The sequence below is a fragment of the Mycobacterium sp. IS-1496 genome (assembly GCF_001499995.1).
Lineage (GTDB): Bacteria > Actinomycetota > Actinomycetes > Mycobacteriales > Mycobacteriaceae > Mycobacterium.
This window is the reverse complement of sequence record NZ_LQIU01000003.1, coordinates 1-15,431: the sequence shown is the minus strand read 5'-3', so window position 1 is coordinate 15,431 and position 15,431 is coordinate 1. Positions and strand designations below refer to the sequence as shown.

At 67.9% G+C, this 15,431-nt stretch carries 19 protein-coding genes and 1 tRNA gene; 8 read left to right on the top strand and 12 right to left on the bottom strand.

Annotation, left to right across the window (positions count from 1 at the left end):
- Positions 1-56: 56 nt before the first annotated feature.
- Positions 57-311, bottom strand: coding sequence for a microaggregate-binding protein 1 (gene mbp1 / locus AU195_RS02725; protein WP_059157530.1), 255 nt, complete (start codon positions 309-311; stop codon positions 57-59).
- Between the two features lie 181 nt (positions 312-492).
- On the opposite strand from mbp1, the gene AU195_RS02720 reads away from it, so the two are divergent.
- On the top strand, positions 493-1,131 hold the full coding sequence (locus AU195_RS02720; RefSeq protein ID WP_059157529.1) for an SOUL family heme-binding protein: 639 nt from the start codon (positions 493-495) through the stop codon (positions 1,129-1,131).
- A 7-nt stretch (positions 1,132-1,138) separates the two neighbouring features.
- Here the strand turns inward: AU195_RS02720 and AU195_RS02715 are convergent, their stop codons facing one another.
- The gene (locus tag AU195_RS02715; protein WP_059157528.1) at positions 1,139-1,948 is read right to left on the bottom strand and encodes an RNA polymerase sigma factor SigF; all 810 of its coding nucleotides are present in this window, start codon (positions 1,946-1,948) and stop codon (positions 1,139-1,141) included.
- A 548-nt stretch (positions 1,949-2,496) separates the two neighbouring features.
- Between AU195_RS02715 and AU195_RS02710 the strand changes: the two genes are divergently transcribed.
- Positions 2,497-2,943, top strand: a complete 447-nt coding sequence (locus AU195_RS02710) for an STAS domain-containing protein (protein ID WP_059157527.1) — start codon at positions 2,497-2,499, stop codon at positions 2,941-2,943.
- Positions 2,944-2,953: 10 nt separating this feature from the next.
- Here AU195_RS02710 and AU195_RS02705 read toward each other — a convergent pair whose 3' ends face one another.
- From AU195_RS02705 to AU195_RS02685, 5 genes are all read right to left on the bottom strand, one after another.
- Positions 2,954-3,181, bottom strand: coding sequence for a hypothetical protein (locus tag AU195_RS02705; protein WP_286149110.1), 228 nt, complete (start codon positions 3,179-3,181; stop codon positions 2,954-2,956).
- 89 nt (positions 3,182-3,270) lie between these two features.
- Positions 3,271-4,068: a glutaminyl-peptide cyclotransferase gene (locus tag AU195_RS02700; protein WP_059157525.1), complete on the bottom strand. Its 798-nt coding sequence runs from the start codon at positions 4,066-4,068 to the stop codon at positions 3,271-3,273.
- Between the two features lie 25 nt (positions 4,069-4,093).
- Positions 4,094-4,705, bottom strand: coding sequence for a hypothetical protein (locus tag AU195_RS02695; RefSeq protein ID WP_059157524.1), 612 nt, complete (start codon positions 4,703-4,705; stop codon positions 4,094-4,096).
- 29 nt (positions 4,706-4,734) lie between these two features.
- Entirely contained in the window at positions 4,735-5,292 is a 558-nt protein-coding gene (locus AU195_RS02690; protein WP_502687308.1) for an SAM-dependent methyltransferase, read from the bottom strand.
- A complete protein-coding gene (locus AU195_RS02685; protein ID WP_059157523.1) occupies positions 5,283-6,605 on the bottom strand; it encodes an acyltransferase family protein in 1,323 nt (440 codons plus the stop codon). Before AU195_RS02685 ends, AU195_RS02690 begins: the two co-directional genes overlap by 10 nt.
- Positions 6,606-6,736: 131 nt before the next feature.
- Between AU195_RS02685 and AU195_RS02680 the strand changes: the two genes are divergently transcribed.
- Genes AU195_RS02680 through AU195_RS02670 form a run of 3 tightly spaced genes read left to right on the top strand, consistent with a single transcriptional unit; the run spans position 6,737 to position 9,374 of the window.
- Positions 6,737-7,411, top strand: coding sequence for a VldE C-terminal domain-containing protein (locus tag AU195_RS02680; RefSeq protein ID WP_059157616.1), 675 nt, complete (start codon positions 6,737-6,739; stop codon positions 7,409-7,411).
- A 53-nt stretch (positions 7,412-7,464) separates the two neighbouring features.
- Entirely contained in the window at positions 7,465-8,208 is a 744-nt protein-coding gene (locus AU195_RS02675; protein ID WP_172800453.1) for a response regulator, read from the top strand.
- The gene (locus AU195_RS02670; RefSeq protein WP_059157521.1) at positions 8,205-9,374 is read left to right on the top strand and encodes a sensor histidine kinase; all 1,170 of its coding nucleotides are present in this window, start codon (positions 8,205-8,207) and stop codon (positions 9,372-9,374) included. The genes AU195_RS02675 and AU195_RS02670 overlap by 4 nt, the downstream gene beginning before the upstream one ends.
- Positions 9,375-9,377: 3 nt before the next feature.
- Here the strand turns inward: AU195_RS02670 and AU195_RS02665 are convergent, their stop codons facing one another.
- Positions 9,378-10,055, bottom strand: coding sequence for a DUF305 domain-containing protein (locus AU195_RS02665; protein WP_059157520.1), 678 nt, complete (start codon positions 10,053-10,055; stop codon positions 9,378-9,380).
- Between the two features lie 206 nt (positions 10,056-10,261).
- Here AU195_RS02665 and AU195_RS25580 point away from each other — a divergent pair, with 206 nt between their 5' ends.
- On the top strand, positions 10,262-10,399 hold the full coding sequence (locus tag AU195_RS25580) for a hypothetical protein (RefSeq protein ID WP_157531004.1): 138 nt from the start codon (positions 10,262-10,264) through the stop codon (positions 10,397-10,399).
- A 16-nt stretch (positions 10,400-10,415) separates the two neighbouring features.
- Here the strand turns inward: AU195_RS25580 and AU195_RS02660 are convergent, their stop codons facing one another.
- The 4 genes from AU195_RS02660 to AU195_RS02650 form a co-directional block, all read right to left on the bottom strand.
- Complete coding sequence (locus AU195_RS02660; protein ID WP_286149109.1) at positions 10,416-11,642, bottom strand: serine/threonine-protein kinase; 1,227 nt, start codon at positions 11,640-11,642, stop codon at positions 10,416-10,418.
- Between the two features lie 209 nt (positions 11,643-11,851).
- Complete coding sequence (locus tag AU195_RS25575) at positions 11,852-12,055, bottom strand: hypothetical protein (RefSeq protein WP_157531003.1); 204 nt, start codon at positions 12,053-12,055, stop codon at positions 11,852-11,854.
- Between the two features lie 73 nt (positions 12,056-12,128).
- Positions 12,129-12,587: a transglycosylase family protein gene (locus tag AU195_RS02655; protein WP_059157615.1), complete on the bottom strand. Its 459-nt coding sequence runs from the start codon at positions 12,585-12,587 to the stop codon at positions 12,129-12,131.
- A 226-nt stretch (positions 12,588-12,813) separates the two neighbouring features.
- Positions 12,814-12,887: transfer RNA gene (locus tag AU195_RS02650), tRNA-Pro, on the bottom strand.
- A gap of 269 nt (positions 12,888-13,156) precedes the next feature.
- On the opposite strand from AU195_RS02650, the gene AU195_RS02645 reads away from it, so the two are divergent.
- Together AU195_RS02645 and AU195_RS02640 are read left to right on the top strand one after the other, a co-directional pair.
- The gene (locus AU195_RS02645) at positions 13,157-13,510 is read left to right on the top strand and encodes a hypothetical protein (protein ID WP_059157518.1); all 354 of its coding nucleotides are present in this window, start codon (positions 13,157-13,159) and stop codon (positions 13,508-13,510) included.
- A gap of 313 nt (positions 13,511-13,823) precedes the next feature.
- On the top strand, positions 13,824-15,314 hold the full coding sequence (locus AU195_RS02640) for a cryptochrome/photolyase family protein (protein ID WP_082702944.1): 1,491 nt from the start codon (positions 13,824-13,826) through the stop codon (positions 15,312-15,314).
- Positions 15,315-15,431: the final 117 nt, after the last annotated feature.

The window sequence follows — 15,431 nt, the reverse complement described above, 5'->3', positions numbered from 1 at the left end:
GGACACGAACGGCCCGCACCGTGCGCGGGTGCGGGCCGGCCGTCTGTGCGCGTCGGTCAGTTCTCAGTCTGTTCCGACTTCTGCCGCTCCTCGGCGACCTTGGCCGATCCGCGCGCGGCCTCGGCTTCGGCCTCCTTCTTGGCGGCGTCGCGCTGGGCGTCGGCCTTGTCCTGCTGCGCCTGCCCCTCCCGGTAGAGGTCGTCACGGCCGAGCACTGCGCCCGCGACCTCCTTGGCCTTGCCCTTCACCCCTTCGACCGCACCCTTGACGGCTTCCTCGGGTCCGGTGTTGCCGCTGTTGTCGTCAGCCATTGCGCTGGTCCTTCCTGGTCACAGCCTCACGTCGAGGCGTCGGGACCTCTGTTCCCAGAAGTGATCATGTGTCAAACCTGGTGTGATCCCGCCGATGGTGTCGCGTTCGTGACACCCCGCCCGGCTCCGTTTGCCGCCGATCGCCACCGGCTAACCGTCCCCCGACGAAGGGACGGTCACCGTGTTCGATTCAGTGTTTCGGGTTGCCGGCCAGGTGGCCGAAGGTGTGGGGGCTCTCGTGGGGATCCGGCACGGCACCGAGGAGCCTGCGCACACGACGCAGCGCCTCTCGGCGTCGGTCGAGATCCGTCGCTACGACCAGCGCATCGCCGCGGAGACCACGGTCTCGGCCGACGAGGAAGCCTCGCGCAACGAAGGATTCCGTCGCCTCGCGGGGTACATCTTCGGGGGCAACCGTCACGACACCGAGATCGCGATGACGGCGCCCGTCACCCAGCAGCGCGGAACCACCATCGCCATGACTGCTCCGGTGGCGCAGTCGGCGGGCGCCGCCGGTGAGTGGACGATCCGGTTCTTCATGCCGTCCAAGTGGACCATGGACACGCTTCCCACCCCGAACGACGAACGCGTGCGGTTGACGGTGGTGCCCCCCGAAACGGTCGCAGTGCTCACCTTCACCGGCGACCGCGGGCCGGGGGCCGTCGCTGGACGCACCGAAGAACTTCGAAACGCATTGCGCGACAGCGATTTCGATCCTGTCGGCGAACCGGCGGCGTGGTTCTACGATCCGCCGTGGACGCTGCCGTTCCGGCGTCGCAACGAGATCGCGATCGCCGTACGGGAGCGCACCGCGGGCTGACCGGGCGTCAGCTCATCCCGTCCCGCAACTGCTGCAGTGTCTTGGCCAGGATGCGTGAGACCTGCATCTGCGACACACCGATTTGCTCGGCGATCTGTGTCTGCGTCATCGAGGCGAAGAACCTGAGGCTGATCACGGTCCGCTCGCGTTCACTGAGCGCCGCCAGCAACGGACGCAGTGATTCGCGATCGGTGATGTGTTCCATGTCGGCGTCGACCTCGCCGAGGGTGTCGGCGAGCGAACGGGTCGTATCGTCCGCCGACGAGATGGGACTGTCGATGGACCGCAGGCTGTAGGCATCGCCGGCCACCAGGCACTCCACCACTTCCTGCCGGTCGGCCCCCAGCTCGGCGGCCAGATCGGTGGCGGTGGGCGCACGGCCCAGCGACTGCGTCAGACGCGGGGTGGCCCGGGTGATCTGCACGTGCAGGTCCTTGAGTCGGCGCGGGACATGCATCGCCCACCCGTTGTCCCGGAAGTGGCGCCGGATCTCACCGAGCATCGTGGGTACCGCGAACGACAGGAAGTTGGCGCCGTTTTCCGGGTCGAAGCGGTTGACCGCATGCATCAGTCCCACCCGGGCGATCTGCACGAGATCGTCGAGGTTCTCCCCCTTGCGGTGATAGCGGAACGCGATGTGGTCGGCCAGCGGAAGGCATCGCGTCACGATGCGTTCACGCTGCCGTCCGTGCTCGGGAGCATCGGCGGACAGCGCTGCCAGGAGCCGGAACATGTCGGGGACGTCTGAGTAGTCGTCCTGGGTACGGGTCGACGGCCTTCTGACCGAGGTCTGGAGAGTGTCATCAATGATCGTCATCGCGGGTCCTTCCGGACTCGGTGCGGACGCGAAGACAACGCCAACTAAGGCGACGCGTGCCTGCTTATCCGGGGGACGGCGGGGCTGCTGCGGCCGAGGGTTTTTCACCTGGCAGCGGGAGATCGGCGGAATGAGACCGTTGGCTCGATCGGACTACCGCCTGCAGCGGTCCGCTTTGAACTAAACGGTGACGCCTCCCGAACGGGATGAGGTTCACTCTACTCCTCCGAACCGGCTCCGTCGTTGTTGCGACGCAACCAATCCGAATAACTACGTAATCAGTCGTGGCGAAGCTGCGTCCGCAGCTAATTCGACGACGCGATGCGAAACGCGCGGGCAAACATGCAGGTAGAGGCGTACCTGAGAACCTCCTTAAGCTTGTAGTAATACGACGCATTCCGTAGTAATCTGCGTCACAGGTTGAGAAGAGCAGCCAGCGGCGAGGTCATTCGCGCAGGGCATGCCGGCTATCCCCTGGCGGCGTGCGGGTCCATTGCAGGGGTGACCGCACAACCTGTCGGGGCAACACAATCGAGGGAGTTCCACCCATGATTGACGTCGGAACCGTTCGGGTTTTCCGTCCCGACCCCTCCGCAACCGAAGCGCCACAGCAGCGCGGGCGCGCCGTCTTCTCGATCACGGCACTCTCTCCGACCCTCGCGGTGATCACCGCGGCCGGGGAGGTCGATGCCACCAACGGCCGTGAGCTCGGGCGCTACGTCGAACGCCACACCGCCTCGGCGACACAGCTGATCGTCGATCTGAGCCGGGTCACGTTCTTCGGCTCGCAGGGTTTCAGCGCGCTGCACTACATGAGCGTCAGCTGCACGAGGATCGACGTCGACTGGGTGATCGTGCCGGGCGGGGAGGTGCGCCGACTGCTGCGGATCTGCGACCCGCAGGGGGAATTGCCACTCGCCGACAGTGTCGAGTCGGCTCGCGCGCGACTCGACCGGGTCACGCGCCGGCGCCAACCCATCTCATGGGCAGGCTGACCCGACTTCTTCAGGTCGCGAGTTCGACCTCGTAGCACACCGCATACCGGCGGAAGTTCGGCGTGGGCCGGAAAAGATGTCCCGCGTCCGGTGACCACGTCACCACCCGCAGCAGGCGTTTGTATGACGGCAGTCGCTTGGCCACCAACTCGGCCAGCGCGGCGCGCGGTGCATACCCGCAGCGATCGTCAACGTCCTTCGGAAGCAGCACATCCCACATGGTTTCCTCAACCCGCATGCGAAAAGTCTCACGTGCCCACGGCCGTTCGCCGGGACCTCACGCCGTCGTGTCTCAGATCGATACCGTTTAGTGACCTTGGTCACAGACTACTGGGCCGCGTCGAAGCGCACGCGGTACATCGTCGACCAGTTCTTTCCGGTGACCAGGTACTGCCCGTCACCGGCATAGGCAATTCCATTGAGCACATTGGCATCTGACTCTCCTCGTCGCAGAGTCGAAGCGTCGGCCGAGGCAGTCACCGCGCCGGTGCCGGGGTCGATCCGGATGATCTCGTCGGTCGGCCACACATTCGCCCACACCTGGCCGTCAACGCATTCCAGCTCGTTCAGACCGGTGACCGCCGCGCCGTCGGGTCGGGTGACGCTGACGCCGCCGGTCTCGGTGAAGTCGGCGGGCGCGACGAACCGCAACCGGTCGGTGCCGTCGCTGCGGACGATCCGGTCACCGTCGAAGCAGACACCCCACCCCTCGCCGTCGATGGGCACCTCGCGCGCCGGCTCGAAAGTCGTTGTGTCCCATTCGATGGCGACACCATCGCGGTAGGTGACCTGCCAGATGCGGTTGCCCACCGCGGTCATACCCTCACCGAAGTACCCGCCGGGAAGCGGCGTCGAACGGCGGACCGCGCCGGTGGCGGGATCGAGTTCCCGCAACTGTGACTGCCCGACGAGTCCGGTGGTCTCGAACAGCGCGGCGCCGTCGAATTCGAGACCCTGGGTGAATGCCGAGGTGTCATGGGGTATTTCGCCGAGGACGGTGATGCGGAGTCCCGACTGGGCGTCCGGCGCCGCGACGGCATCGTGGGCGTCGGCACAACCCGCCGCCACCAGCGCAGCGGTGAGGCCCAACCCGGTCAGCACACGTAACCCGCTCATCACCGACATCGTGCCCCATCCCCCGCAACGGTGTTCAGCCGCGGTAGAACATCGCCGGCGGCAGGGGGCGCAGTCCTCCCCCGCTGTTGGCCGCCGCAAAAGACACCGCCGCCTGCGGGATCTCGCTGCCGAGCTGGATGTCGCCCACCCGACGGAAGCGGCCGATCACGCCGCCGACGAGGAAGTCGAGCCGATCGCCGCGGCCCAGCACCCCTGACCGCGAACCGGCCGGGGCGGAGGCGCCGAAGACGACGGGACGCACGCCGGCGAGGTAGAGCCACAGCGAGGAGTAGAGCTGGTCGTCGGCGCGCGATCTCGGGAACGTGAAGTGGTGCAGCGGGGCGCCGTCGCCAGAGGACGCGAACAGGAAGTCCTGGTCGCGTCCGGGGCCGTAGGCGTCGGGGAACTTGACGCAGACGGTGCGGACCACCGCGTCGGTACTCGTCGGCGCGACACGCACGAAGGTCGTGTACCGCCGGCCGGGGCGCAGCAACTGCGTCAGCCCGGGCGTCTGTGCCTCGTCGTCGAAGGTCACGTCGGCCTCGTACACCGGGCCGGGCTCGGCGAACAGCCGCAACGGGTCGCCGAGCACCCCGGAGACGGTCGAGCGCACAGCGGACGGCAGCGTCCCCAGAGTCTCAGACATACGGGCTGACTACCCACGCTCGGCGAATCTCAATATGACGCGGTCCGGCGGCCGAGCAACCACGCCGTACCGGACCGTTCGTCCGCCGCGAGGATGTCGAGGTCGGAGAACGCATCGATGAGCGCACCGGGTGGCACCCGGTGACGGCCCGGCGCGGCGCCGACCTCGCTCAGCGCGGCGACGGCGAGCAGACCGCCGGGCACCAGGCGCGCCACCACGGCCCGGTCCAGACGCTCGTCGCGGAACAGGTGACAGACGACGACATCGACGGGTGGCCCTGAAGGCAGCCCGCCGTCGAGGTCCACCACCTCGAACCGGCAGCGGTCGGCCACATCGTGCTGCCGTGCGGCGGCCCTGGCGTGGTCGATCGCGACCGCGGAGATGTCGAGTCCCCTCACGGAAAGGCCGCGCTGGGCCAGCCACACCGCGGTGCGACCCGGCCCGCACGCGATGTCGAGCGCGAACCCTGCAGTCGGGAAGAGTTCAGCGTGAGCGGCGAAGGCATCCGGCGGGCCGATCGACGCGGCCGCCGAGGGGCCGAGTTCTGCCCACCTGCGGTCCCAGTGGGCGCTGTCGGTCACCGCCACCCGCGGGCCTCCGGCTCCACGCGCTTGCGATCCCCGGCCGCGGAACCGGCGCACAACCGGGCGGCCACCGCCGCGGCCAGGAAACCGCCGAGCGCGGCCCATCCGTCGGCACCGGCGAGCCCCTGCTTGGCCATCAGCACCGAGGCGACGCCGGCGACGCAGACCAGTACGCCCGCGCAGCCCGCCCGGACGCCGGTGGCCGCGGCCGGATCGTCCCACCACGGGAGCGGGCGGTGCTCCAACGGTGCGAGGAACCGGAACAGCAGCGCCATGACGCCGGCGAACACGACCGCCCGAAGCGCGAGCAGCCCCCATAAATTCGGCGCATCCACGTCGTAGGCGTCCAGGCCGACGGCGTGCAGCGAGAAAGCGGAGATCGCGATCGCGGGGATGTGCCACAGGTAGAGCGTCATGGCTCCCGCGTTGCCCACCGCCACGACGTGCCAGACCCGAGGCCGCTCCGCCCACCGGCGCAGCCCCGTCGCGACGACCACGAATGCACACGACATCCACGTGCAGTGCAGTCCGAGCAGCAACGTCGGCGGTGAGGTGTTCGACACCTGCTCGACACCGGTCACCACGAGCGCGACCTCGTAGGCGCCGCTGACGGCGAGGACACACTGCGCCGCGAAGGCGGCGACCGTGCCGGCGAACGCGGCGAGCGGGCCGATCAACCGGCGTGCGTAGGCAACGCCGATCACCACCGGGATCAGCCACACCACCAGGAAGTTGACGACGCCGGCCTCGGGTGTGCCGACGGCGGATCGGATGCCGTCGACGGCCCATGCGGCCGCGAGCAGGGCGGTGACCACCAGGGCCACCACGGCGCCCGATCGCAGACGGGTCAGCACGGGCACGAAGGCAAGAGCGATCACATACACGCCCAGGAACCACAGCAGCGCCACGCTTTCGCGGCCGAGCGCGTCCGCCGACTCCGCGCCCAGGAACATGCGAACCACGAGCAGTCCGACGACCCACGCCGCCAGATACCAGAACACGGGCCGGCACAGCCGCTGCGCCCTGGTGAAAAGCCATGTACCCCACGCCGTACCGGCGTGCCAGCCGTAGGCGCCGGCAGCCCCGCCTGCCAGGAAGAACAGCGGCATCACCTGGACGACCCACGTGACCGGGGCGATGGCGGGCACCTCGCCCAGCAGATTGCCGATCCTCACTCCACCGGAGTCGATGGTGGCCAGCAACAGCGCGCAGTGGCCGAACATCACGACCACCAGGGCCGCGAGGCGGGCGACGTCCACGGCACGGTCGCGGCGTCGCACCGCGTCCTCGGTCGGACGCATGTCGAGTTCCGGCATGACTCCAGCTTCCCCGCCGAGCGTGTTCGGCGGATGCGTAGGACTACCTGCAATCATGATCGAGGATTTCTATTCGCCGAATCGGCGCGGAATACCCGTGCCGCACTGCTTGCGACTCTAGAGTGCTGCGCATGGGGTGGAGGATCTCAGCGAAGGGGACGGGCCGCTGGATGGCGCTCGCCGCCTCGCTGGCCGTCTCCGCGGCGATGGTCTACGCCCAGGACACCGATGCGCCCGCGGTCGCCGGCGAGACTCCCCCGGCCGCGGCCGCGGCCGCCCCGACGTCCGTGCCCGAGGCCCCACTGTCCATCGCGGCCCCCGCCGAGGCCGAACTGCTGGCAGCGAGCGCACCCGTCGCCGCGCGGGATTTCAAGTTCGAGTTGCCCAGCGGTGTCGCGCCGGAGGGCGGCCTGCAGGTGAAGACGATCTGGGCGGCCCGCGCCATCAGCGTGATGTTCCCGGAGATCAAGACCATCGGTGGGTATCGCCAGGATCCGTTGAAGTGGCACCCGAACGGGTTGGCCATCGACGTGATGATTCCCGACCACGGCAGTGACGAGGGCATCGAGCTCGGCAACCAGATCGCCGGGCTGGCGTTGGCCAACGCCCGCCGGTGGGGAGTGCTGCACGTCATCTGGCGGCAGGGCTTCTACCCCGGTATCGGGGCGCCGAGCTGGACGGCCGACTACGGCAACGAGACGGCCAATCACTACGACCACGTCCACATCGCCACCAACGGTGGCGGTTTCCCCACCGGGCGCGAGACCTACTACCTCGAATCGATGCGCCCGGCGCCGCCGGCCTGACTTCCGCTCGGTGTGCGGTCCACCCGCCGACTACAGCGGGCACCATGAGTTTCATGGAACAGTCGACCGGGTCAACGGCTCATCGGCACGGCTACCGCGCTCTGGTGGTCGACGACGAGACAGCGCTGGCCGAAGTGGTGGCCAGTTATCTGGAGCGCGAGCAGTTCGAGGCCTCCGTCGTCGGCAACGGCGCCGACGCCATCGCCGTCGCCCGCGGTCTCGATCCCGACGTCGTCATCCTGGACATCGGTCTGCCGGGAATCGACGGCCTGGAGGTGTGCCGGCAGTTGCGCACGTTCTCCGACGCCTACGTGGTCATGCTCACCGCCCGCAACGCGGAGATCGACACGGTTCTGGGATTGACCGTGGGTGCGGACGACTACCTCACGAAACCGTTCAGTCCTCGGGAACTCGTCGCCCGCATCAGAGCCATGCTCCGGCGACCCCGCACCCTTCCCGAGGCGGGCGTCGGTTTGCCCGCGGACAGGCCGCCGCCACGACTGCTCGGCCCGCTGAGCATCGATGTGGCCGCGCGTGAGGTCAGCCTGGACGGGGAGGCAATCCTGTTGACCCGCACGGAGTTCGACCTTCTCGATGCGCTGTCCGCACGGCCCGGGGTGGTGCTGAGCCGCCGCCAGCTCCTCGACCTGGTGCGCGAGGGGCCGTGGGTGGGCAACGAGCACCTCGTCGACGTGCACATCGGCCATCTGCGGCGCAAGCTCGGAGACGACGCGGCCAACCCCCGTTTCATCATCACCGTCCGAGGTGTGGGCTACCGGATGGGACCTGCCCGATGACCGGGCGCCCGCATACGGCACGGGGGCTGCGCCCGGGGATCGGCGCGCGCCTGTTCGCCGCACAGGCCATCGTTCTCACCGTGGGCGCTGCCACCACGGCGATGGCCGCCGCGATCGTCGGACCACCTCTGTTCCGCGACCACCTACACCAGGCCGGTGTGCCGCCGAACTCACTGGAGGAGATGCACGCCGAGGAGGCCTACGGATACGCCACCGCCATCGCCATCAGCGGTGCGCTCGCCGTCTCGGCCCTCGCCGCGCTGGCCGTCAGCTGGTACCTGAGCCGCCGGCTTCAGCGGTCGGTCACCGAGGTCGCCTCGGCGGCGACCGCGGTCGCCGACGGGAGGTACGACATCCGAGTCTCACCTCCTCACCTCGGTGAGGACTTCGACGCCCTGGCGGACGCGTTCAATCAGATGGCGTCGCAACTGCAGTCCGTCGAGGTCACCCGTCGCCGCCTGTTCAGCGACCTCGCCCACGAGATCCGCACACCGGTCGCTGTGCTGGAGGCGTACGTCGAGGCGATCGAGGACGGGGTCCGCAGCCTCACACCGCAGACCGCCGCCATGCTGCGCGACCAGACCGAACGTCTCGTGCGGTTCGCCAACGATTTCGCTGCCTTGGCACGGGCCGAGGAAAGCTCGGCATCCTTGGAGTGCGAGCTGATCGAAACCGAGTCGCTGATACGGCGGTGCGTCGCGGCGGCGCAGACCGGATACGCCCGCAAGGGCGTCGAGCTCACCACCGCAGTGGACGCCGACGTGCCTCGACTCTGGGGCGACGAGCTGCGCTTGAGTCAGGTGCTGGGCAATCTGCTCGACAATTCCTTGCGCCACACCGCATCCGGTGGACGCGTCGAGGTCGGCGCCCGGCATGACGGACACTGCGTCGCGATCCGCGTGTCCGACAACGGAGAAGGCATCGCCGCCGAGCATCTACCCCACGTCTTCGAGCGTTTCTACCGAGCCGACGCCGCCAGGGCCCGGCGAAACGGCGGCGCCGGAATCGGGTTGGCCATCGCCAAAGCACTCGTCGAGGCCCATGGCGGCACCATCACCGCGAGCAGCAGCGGACCCGGCGGCGGGACGGTCTTCACGGTGACGATGCCCGTCCGCCAACCCGCACCCCGCAGGACTGCTCCCTCCGAACCGGCGGCGCGCCCCTGAGGGTCACAGCTCCTTCAGGATTCGCTCCATGGTGGTGATCTCCTCCTGCTGCGAGGAGACGATCGCCTGTGCCATCTGCACTGCCGGGGGGAACTTCCCGCCATCGATCTCCTGCTGGGCCATCGTGATCGCACCCCTGTGATGCTCGATCATCTGGGTGAGGAACAGCCTGCTGGCCTCCACGCCCTGCGCGTTCTGCAAGTCCGTCATATCTTGCTGCGACATCATCCCGTGGCCGCCTGCACCCATTCCGGGCATGTCGCCCCCGCCCGGCATGGTGTGCCCTGGCATGTCATGACCGGGTGTCGTCGCACCCGACGACGCAGGCGCGCCTGAGACGCCCCACTCATCCAGCCAACCGCGCATCTGTTCGATCTCGGGCGCCTGAGCGCCCTTGATCTCGTTCGCGAGTGCCACCACCTGCGGGTCGATTCCCTGCTTGGCCAGCAGCATGTCGCTCATCTCGACGGCCTGTTGATGATGCGGAATCATCATCTGCGCGAACATCACGTCGGCATCGTTGTGTGCGGACGCAGCGGCGGCACTGCTGCTGGTGGGCGAGGCCGACTGCGACGTCGTCCCCGGCTGCTGGGTATCGGTCCCCGAGCCACCGCACGCGGTGAGGGTGAGCATCGATGTCACCGCTGCTGCTGCCAGGTAGCCGTACCGCCTGTTGTGCATTGCCTGCCCTTTCGTCGTCCGTAGCGATGCCGATTCTTGGCGTGCCGGATGTGGGTTGGCTCGAGGTGACGTAAAGATCTCGTCAAGGTGCGTGGAGGAGACCGATTCGTGACGGTTGCGTGATCTTGACCCGCGGCGGGTAAACGTGCCCCATCGACGAAGGGATTGACGTCATGGGTACGGGCTGGTTCGCCGAGAAACCACGTATGGCTGTGTGCAGGGCGTGCGGATATCCCACGTTGGACGTGAAGTACTGCGCGCTGTGCGCGAACGACGTGGTCGCTGCGGCGGCGCATCCCGGCCGCGATCCGTACCTGGATCTGGGGTTCACCCCGGCAGCGTGAGGAGCTCGCCGCAGGACTAGGGGCCGTTTCCGCCGCCGCGCTTCTTCTCCTCCTGCTCCCGCTTCTTCTCTTCCTTGTCCTTCTTGCCACCGGGCTCTTGTGGCGGCTGTTGGACGACGGACGACGGCGCCGACGATGCGGGGGCGCTGCTCGACGTGGGCGCGGGAGTTGTGCTGGTGCCGGCCGGACCTGTGGATGGTGCGGTGGAGAACGGGTCGGCGGCCACCGCGAGACCGGCGATGGTCAGGCAGGCGAGGATCGCGGCCGCAAAGATCGCCTTGCGGGTGCGCCCCGGCAACCGGCGCCAACGCGACGGCGCGGGTGGCGGCATGACGTAGTGAGCCGACGGGGGCAACGGCTGCTCGAGGACCCTGGTCGCGGGCCGCGGCGGCGCCGCCGTCGCGGGTGCCGCACCGGCGAACAATGCCTGAGGATCGCCGTTGAGCGCGGCGCGCATATGGGCGGCGTCGCGGAAGCGTCGGCCGGGGTCGCGGGCCATGGCGCGGTCGATCGTGCCGGCCAGTGAAGGGTCGAGGTCGGGCCGTATCTCTCTCAGCGGCCGCGGCGGGTCGTCCATGATGGCACGTGCCACGGCGACCGGCGTGTCCTGCGGGAACGCTCGGTGACCCACGATCGCCTCATATCCCACGACGCCGACCGCGTAGAGGTCGTCGGCCGCCGAGGCCGCAGCCCCGCCGACGCGCTCGGGGCTCATGTAGGCCATCGTGCCGACGATGTGGCCGGTCATGGTGTGGGCGGCCGCCCCACCGGCTTTCGCGATGCCGAAGTCCGCGACGGTGAAGCTGTCCCCCGTGGCCGACACGAGGATGTTCGCCGGTTTGATGTCGCGGTGCAGCACACCTGCGGAGTGCGCGACGGTCAGGGCGGCCAGGACCTCGTCGAGCATGGATCGCACACGATCAGGCGGCATCGGACCGTGGGCCGTGACGTCGGCGAGTGTCTGGCCGGGCAATCTCTCCATGACGATGAACGGGGTGCCGTCCTGCTCGCCGTAGTCGTGCACAGCGACGATGTTCGGGTGCGACAGCATGGCCGCCGACCGCGCTTCGTCACGGAACCGGTCGAGGGTTTCCGGCTGCGCTTTCATCGCGGGGTGCAGGAGTTTGATCGCGACGGCGCGGTTGAGTCGGGTGTCCCAGGCGTCACGCACCTCGGCCATACCGCCGGCGCCGAGCAGCCCGCGAAGCACGTAGCGCCCCGCGAACAGATCGTGCCCAGTCACGTCCATAGCCTTGCCCAACCCATCATCGCGGTGACAGCGGGTGGTGCGCACTCCGCACTCGATCACGCTGTTCGGTCCTCCGAGGAGTATCCCCTCGGCGCCCTGACGCGTTATCAGCGGAGGGCGTGGGCCGACGTCGGCCGACTGCTCAATCAGCCAAACTGCTGAGGCGCTTCGTCGCGCTGGCCTTGCGCACTGCGGCAGGGGGATCAGTCTGCGCCGCCGCCGCAGTCACCACTGTCATACGTTTCGCTTGTGCCATAGGGTTCGGACGCACTTCCGGTGCCCCCCGCCCACCGGCGCAGTCGTTCCAGGCGCTTTTCTCTACTGCGCCTGAAGCCCACGATGAACGGGATGGCGAGCATCGCGAGGAGCACGGCCGTGACGGCCCAACCGAGCGCCGCTTCGCTCATGACCGCAGGTTACGCCCGCGACTTCGCCGACATCACGCCTCCCGCGATCCGACTTCTCAGATTTACGCGCCGATCAGCCTGCCAGAACGGATGCGACTGTGCGGGCCTGGCTCGTCAGCGCGACGCACATCCTGTTGAGGTTGACGACACCCAGCAGCATTCCGGACATGACGCGGCATGCGCTGCCCGTGCCGGGAGGTGCCGTAGATCTCGGGGAGAGCGCGTACGCGCCGCAGACAGGCCACGCCCCGATTCCCTGGGTGCGCAGGACACGCTCGGCGATGAGGATCTGATACTCGCGCGGTGTCCGCTCCGGAGAGCCGACACCGCCGTGTTCCCGCCATGTCGCCGGCAGGAACTGCAGGCCGCCGTAGAACCCGTTGCCGGTGTTGATCGCCCAGTTGCCGCTGGATTCGCATTGCGCGATCGCATCCCAATTCACCGTGCTGGCTTGAGCGTTCGGCGTCGCGACCGCGATCGACGTCGCCGACAGAGCTGCTGCGGTCAGGGCCACACCCAATCCCTTGACTATGTGCACTCGAATCCCCTTCTCCGCCGAACGCTGAGAAGCGCCCCGACGTAGTGGTCGTTCTTCGATGACGGCCATTGTTACTCGTGATATCACTGTGAACATTGAGGAGACGGTGATAGTTGTTCACAAGGTTCAGATAGGCCCGCACCGTGTCCGCTGCTCGCCCCCAACGTGGAAAGGCGGCTCCCGATTTCTCGGAAACCGCCTTCTACCTCGAGGAACTCGGTCGGGCTGACAGGATTTGAACCTGCGACCACTTGACCCCCAGTCAAGTGCGCTACCAAGCTGCGCCACAGCCCGTTGCCGCGGGATTGCTCCTGCGGCAGCACGTGAGCCTACCGCACCGACGGCCGCCGATCCCAACCGCCCGCGCCACCTGCCGCGATCTCCCGTTTCCGATGGCCGCGGCGCCCAGCCGCACACCGGCCGGTGAACGCGAAAACCATGTGGTCGTCCCACATTTGATTGATCAGGACAGCGCATCGTCTGCGCCTCAGATGAAACCCGATAACCAGCACTCGAGACGCCGATAATCGACCACTGGGGGGTCAAGAGGAAGGGAAGGAATCATGGCCGAGGCCGCACTATGCACAGTGTTCGGACCGCCCGTACCCGGCCGGGAGAAGCAAGCCCTCAAGGTCTACGCCGACACGGTGGAGTACTGGGGGCGTCTCCAGAAAGAAGGGAAGATCGAGCGCTTCGACATCACCGTCCTCACGCCTACCGGCGATCTGAACGGGTTCATCCTGGCGCGCGGCAGCGCTGCGAACCTCGACGGGATTCGCCGCAGCAAGGAGTACCGGCAACTGATCAACCGCGTCCAACTCGCCGTGTCACACCTGCGAGTCTGCGACGCCTTCGTCGACGAGGGACTCGCCGAGGTCATGAGCCAGTACCAGGAAGTCGTCGAACAAGCCGACTGAACGGCGAGCTACTGCGCCTGTTCCTCCAGTTCGGGGTGCAACCCGTACAGACAGTCCAGACTGCAGAAACGGTCGCTGCCGGCCACATACGGCCAGCGGTTCCCGTCCGGGGGAACACGGCGGCAGTTCCCACATCGGCTCATCGGTCCCAACAACACAACACTCATCGCTTCTCCACACGCGCAGTCATGACCCGCATACCCTTGCATGCGGAAATCATTCGTGCCCGTCGAGGGTGCTTCGCGCGTGACGCATCGCTGACGCTGCAGGAAGTCGCACGTGGCGGCGCCACAACGCTCGTAGCCTCGGGTTGGTGACCGATACGCGTGACGACACCCCACTGTGGCTGTTCGCCGATCAGCTCGGCCCGGCCGTCCACGGCGGCGAGCACGCCCACCGCGAGGTGTTGCTCATCGAGGCCGAGCATGCGCTGCGCAAGCGCCGCTACCACCGCCAGAAGCTGCACATCGTGCTGTCGGCCCTGCGCCACGCCGACCGCGATCTCGGCGATCGCGCCACGCTCATCCGGTCCGAGACCTACACCGACGCGCTGGAACGCTTCGGCCGGCCCGTGCTCGTCCACGAACCGACGTCCTTCGCCGCCGAGAGATTCGTGCAGCGCCTCGCACAGCAGGGCCTGGTCGCCGAGGTCCTGCCCACGCCGACATTCGCGTTGCCGCGCAAGGATTTCGAGCAGTGGGCCGGCAACCGCACCCGCTTCCGCATGGAGGATTTCTACCGCGACCAACGCCGGCGCTTCGACGTGCTGATGAACGGTGCCGACCCGATCGGCAATCGATGGAACTACGACGAGGAGAACCGCGAGTCCCCTCCGAAGAAGCAGCGCACCCTCGACGTGCCCGCCCCCTACAAACCCCGCGAGGACGATATCGACGAGCAGGTCCGTCGCGACCTCGACCGCATGGATCTCGACACCGTCGGCGTCGACGGCCCTCGCCTGTTCGCCGTCACCCCGGCCGAGGCGAAACGCGCCCTGACCCGGTTCATCGAGCACCGCCTTCCGACCTTCGGCCGCTACGAGGACGCCATGATGGGCGAGGACTGGGCGATGTCGCACTCGCTGCTGTCGGTCCCGCTCAACCTCGGCGTCCTGCACCCCCTCGACGCCGTGTATGCCGCCGAACAGGCCTACCGCCGGGAGCAGGCGCCGTTGGCCGCCGTGGAGGGCTTCATCCGCCAGATCCTCGGCTGGCGCGAGTACATGTGGCATCTCTACTGGCATTTCGGCGAACGCTACGTCGACAACAACGAACTCGCGGCCCACACGCCGCTTCCGGATTGGTGGGCCGACCTCGACGCCGACGCCGTCACCGCCGAGTGCCTGCGCCACGCGCTGATGGGCCTCCGCGACCGCGGCTGGACGCACCACATCCAGCGCCTGATGATCCTCGGCAGCCACGCCCTTCAGCGGGGTTACCGCCCTCGCGAACTCACCGAGTGGTACGCCACCGCCTACGTGGACGGCTTCCGCTGGGTCATGCCCACTAACGTCGTCGGCATGAGCCAGCACGCCGACGGGGGCAAGCTCGCCACCAAGCCGTACACCTCCGGCGGCGCGTACATCAACAAGATGAGCGATCACTGCGGCGATTGCGCGTACGACCCAAAGAAGCGCGTGGGCGAGGACGCGTGCCCGTTCACCGCCGGTTACTGGGCCTTCGTGCACCGTCACCGCGACCTGCTCGAGCGCAACATGCGCACCCGGCGGGCGGTCCAGGGCCTGGACCGGCTCGGTGACCTCGAGGACGTCCTCGCGCAGGAGAAGGCGCGAACCCGCTTCTGAACCCCCGCGCCCAACGTGCGCTCATTGCGGGAAATCGCCGGGCGGTTTCAAGCGGTCGATGCAACACCCTTCTGATTGAGGAGTGTTGTGGGTTCGAATCGTGTGTTGCGGTCGAGG

Coding starts and splice junctions, on each gene's coding strand:
- mbp1 (WP_059157530.1), bottom strand. CDS start 311: ATGGCTGACGACAACAGCGGCAACACCGGACCCGAGGAAGCCGTCAAG.
- AU195_RS02715 (WP_059157528.1), bottom strand. CDS start 1,948: ATGACGATCATTGATGACACTCTCCAGACCTCGGTCAGAAGGCCGTCG.
- AU195_RS02710 (WP_059157527.1), top strand. CDS start 2,497: ATGATTGACGTCGGAACCGTTCGGGTTTTCCGTCCCGACCCCTCCGCA.
- AU195_RS02705 (WP_286149110.1), bottom strand. CDS start 3,181: ATGCGGGTTGAGGAAACCATGTGGGATGTGCTGCTTCCGAAGGACGTT.
- AU195_RS02700 (WP_059157525.1), bottom strand. CDS start 4,068: ATGTCGGTGATGAGCGGGTTACGTGTGCTGACCGGGTTGGGCCTCACC.
- AU195_RS02695 (WP_059157524.1), bottom strand. CDS start 4,705: ATGTCTGAGACTCTGGGGACGCTGCCGTCCGCTGTGCGCTCGACCGTC.
- AU195_RS02685 (WP_059157523.1), bottom strand. CDS start 6,605: ATGCCGGAACTCGACATGCGTCCGACCGAGGACGCGGTGCGACGCCGC.
- AU195_RS02680 (WP_059157616.1), top strand. CDS start 6,737: ATGGGGTGGAGGATCTCAGCGAAGGGGACGGGCCGCTGGATGGCGCTC.
- AU195_RS02675 (WP_172800453.1), top strand. CDS start 7,465: ATGGAACAGTCGACCGGGTCAACGGCTCATCGGCACGGCTACCGCGCT.
- AU195_RS02670 (WP_059157521.1), top strand. CDS start 8,205: ATGACCGGGCGCCCGCATACGGCACGGGGGCTGCGCCCGGGGATCGGC.
- AU195_RS02665 (WP_059157520.1), bottom strand. CDS start 10,055: ATGCACAACAGGCGGTACGGCTACCTGGCAGCAGCAGCGGTGACATCG.
- AU195_RS25580 (WP_157531004.1), top strand. CDS start 10,262: ATGGCTGTGTGCAGGGCGTGCGGATATCCCACGTTGGACGTGAAGTAC.
- AU195_RS25575 (WP_157531003.1), bottom strand. CDS start 12,055: ATGAGCGAAGCGGCGCTCGGTTGGGCCGTCACGGCCGTGCTCCTCGCG.
- AU195_RS02645 (WP_059157518.1), top strand. CDS start 13,157: ATGGCCGAGGCCGCACTATGCACAGTGTTCGGACCGCCCGTACCCGGC.